A 3,295-nucleotide genomic window follows, 5' to 3' on the forward strand; every position below is an offset into this window, starting at 1 on the left:
GGTTGAGTTGCTCCGGATTGTTGCCCAGTTGGATCCCACGTTGGATAAACTCTTCTACCGACCAGGTGATGCAGTCTTCGAGACCGATATTTTTCAGCAGACTGTAGCTCATGCGGCCGTAGTAGTGACGGCCTACCAGGGTAAGAACCGGCACACCCATGTAAAGGACTTCCATGGTGTGGGTTGCGCCAGTATAAGGAAAGGTATCTAGAATCAGATCCACTAGAGCCAGTTGGCCCCGATGCTCTTCTACACTGCTGGTTTTGGCAAGAAAACGGACGCGATCCAAAACACCCAAGTCTTTCGCTTTCTCTTGATAACGCCTGATTACTGTAGCAATTTCCCCAGAGCCTTTAACAATAAGAACGCCGTTGGAAACAGCTTTTAGAATCTTCAGGTGAGCATCAATGCAACTATCAGTGCGCTTGTAGGCGTTAGCCGCGGTAAGGAAAACAACGTCTTGCGAACCTATTCTCAGTTTAGTCCGAAACTCTACCTCGTCAGCAGGAATGACGTCGAGATGCTCAACGGCGCAATAGCTCGGCAAGCGGATAATCTTTTCATAGTAATCGGCCTGCGCATCTTCGGGGAGAATATAAGGATCGGCAAAAAAGTAATCAAACTCAGGTAAGCCGACAGCATCCCCGCCTAACCAGCCAATTTGGACAGGGGCAGCCCGTAGGGCTGCTACGATATTGGCGTCGTGGCTGGTGATAGAGTCCATGAAGACCATGATATCGATGTGATCCTCGCGAGCTTGAGCAGCTACTTGAGGTGGATTAATTCCCTCAGAAAAGAAGCGAAAGTAAAGGCTTTCCTGCGACCAAAACTTTTGGTATGTATTGTCATGGCTGGCCACTTCCTCAGTTTTCCAGCCATGGTAGTAGTAGTAACAAATATCTAATACACTGCGGGATAAATTTCTCAAAGTAGCTTCGCTGAGGAAGCCCACTGAGTGTCGCTGAAAACAGCTGCCCAGGAAACCAACTCGAAGTTTACGACTCTCTCCATTGACTATTTGATAATCTTGCTGATTTTTTTTCCAATACTCAGACCACAAGAAATCGCGCTGAGAGGCCATAAGACTGAGGCAATCGTTAAAAATCCTGCCAGCAAGCTGCTGGTAACGACGGATTAGAGACCGATCATCTGTTAGATAGCTCCAACAAAAGCAGACTCGAAAGAGAATAGCTTTAGCAACGGTCAGGCTTTCGAGGAGATTTTCGTCGTTTACTTCCAGGGAGCCTAGATCAACTGATCTGGACGAGAGAAAATCAATGATTTTTCGGATAGCAAGCTCTACCCTGTCTGGCCGGGCAGCGTGGATCAGCTTTTCCAAGGACTCCGACAGAAGGGGCAGGCGCAGGGCAAAGTTCTCCTGTGCCTGGGGACTTTCGGCTGCTGCAAGAAGCGCTTCTCCCAAGATGGAATAAGCGTCGCTAGTAGAGTCTCCGAAGAGGGCACGAGCTGCCCTCTGAAAGAAGTCGCCGATCAAGTCCTCTATTGTCCACAAACCTTGATAGCGCTCGGCCTGCTTTGGATCTGCTGCCTGGGCTAGCTGAGCTAGGAGAGCGGCAAAGCCGGATTTCTGACTCTCTAGGAGATGAGCTTGTAGAACTGTGGCCACTTCGAAAAACAGATCCAGGTAGCCGTCATCCCATAGCCGAGTGAGGAGTTGAGTTAGGAGTGACTCCTGGGTGATGTCTATGGTCTCCTCACCCGCCAGACTGACTAAGTGCTCCACTAGGGCCTGCCCGTAGAAGCCGACGGCCAGCTCGTCTTGAGCTTGCAAGGCCCGGAACAGCAGAACTTGAGTGTTATCCCGCCGGACTGGATCCAGCTCAAAGGCCATCTCCCTCAGCTTTAGGCAGATCTGGAGACGCTGCTGGGAATCCTGGCTGGGTGTATTTTCCAGACGGCCTGCCAAAGACAGCAATAGCTCTACGACTTTCTCCGGGGGCAGGATCCCGGTCTTGACCAAGGATGTGTAGACCTGGTAGGCGAGGTTTAGGCGGCCCGAAATCAAAACTTGCTCCAGTGCCGCGAGGGCGATTGCCACCCGGTCAGCCGGGAAAGCTTCTTCTTCAGACGGCGAAGGCACCTCAAGATCAAAGAGGCCCCACAAGAACTCTCTCCACGCCTCTGGATCTTGCTGTAGGTAGAAAGTCGCCAGCCATTCTGCGAAGGCATCTGGCGATTGCTGCAACAGTTGCTTGGCTTCCAGAATCCGAGCTTGCAGGGTGGGGTTCATGGGCGGAAGGGAGAGCGCTGGTCTTAACTGGTCTTAATTTGCCATGCAGAGGCCCGCTCGGCCAAACTACGGAACCTTTCTAGACCCACCCCCCTCAAGATCCGCAATTTCGCTGGGGGGCAGTCTGTTATGAATTGCCCTCAGGCTGGGTATGTTAAGACTGGCAGGTAACCTGCACAAGTAACTCTCTAGTAACTAAGGATCGAGTACTATGAGCGCGAAGTCTCGTCAGTCTCTGTTGCGGGCCAAGCTGGCTCAGCAACTTCTCTCCCAAGCCAAGGGCTTCACCCTGATCGAACTGCTGGTGGTGATCGTGATTGTGGGCGTGCTGTCTGCGGTGGCGATCCCTCAGTTCTTGAACCAAGTGCGCCGCTCCCGTACTGCGGAAGCGCAAGCCGCTCTCAGTGCGGTGGGGCGGGGCTCTGAGGCTTATCGCTTGGATTTCACAAAATACCCTACTGCCTACAGCGTAATTCAGTTCGGCTGCCCCACAACTTACTGCGGTGCTCGAGGCGACAAATATATGAACGATCCTTGGAGCACCCCAAACTACGGTACGCCGGTGGCTAGTAACGTTTCGAACACCTCTCCTCAAGGGATGCGGTGGGATACTACTGCTCTTGCTGGCAGCACCCAGTATATTAACTCCAGTGGTAACCCTATCCAATGCACCATTGGCTTGGGAGCCCAACAGACAGTTGTACCTACCCTTACGACGTTCGCAGGCAAGAGCTGCAACGTGTTTGACTAATTTCTGCTGGTTCCGCTGTTTATTCGGCTCCCTTGGGGGGAGCCTTTTTAGTGCTCTGGGGCAACCTGAGATCCTCACGGGGCAAGTACAGTCGCAAGTAACTGGGAAGGATGGCAGATGCAGGTGAAGATACCCTCTTCTATCAAGCTCTGGTTAATCATGGAGTTGCTGCAGAGTATGAACTTTTGGTAAAGAGTCGCCATTTGATTGATACAGCCTGTTAAAGAATCAAGGGGTGCAGTAGCAACACTTAGCAAACCAACTCTGGAAGCAGGATGGATTAATCAGTAGTA

1 protein-coding gene and 1 pseudogene are annotated in these 3,295 nt (G+C 51.8%); one reads left to right on the forward strand and one right to left on the reverse strand.

Translation table 11 applies throughout. From position 1 onward, the window contains the following. Positions 1–2,251: pseudogene (locus NW853_RS12800) on the reverse strand (FkbM family methyltransferase); the annotation flags it as partial. A 211-nt stretch (positions 2,252–2,462) separates the two neighbouring features. Between NW853_RS12800 and NW853_RS12805 the strand changes: the two are divergent. Beyond that, positions 2,463–3,002: a type IV pilin protein gene (locus NW853_RS12805; RefSeq protein WP_414349196.1), complete on the forward strand. Its 540-nt coding sequence runs from the start codon at positions 2,463–2,465 to the stop codon at positions 3,000–3,002. Positions 3,003–3,295: the final 293 nt, after the last annotated feature.

Origin of the sequence: Synechococcus sp. H55.11, from assembly GCF_047462475.1 — a bacterium.
Taxonomy (GTDB): Bacteria; Cyanobacteriota; Cyanobacteriia; order Thermostichales; family Thermostichaceae; genus Thermostichus.

Excerpts from the sequence above, each read along its gene's own strand:
- NW853_RS12805 (WP_414349196.1), top strand. The coding sequence starts at position 2,463 with ATGAGCGCGAAGTCTCGTCAGTCTCTGTTGCGGGCCAAGCTGGCTCAG.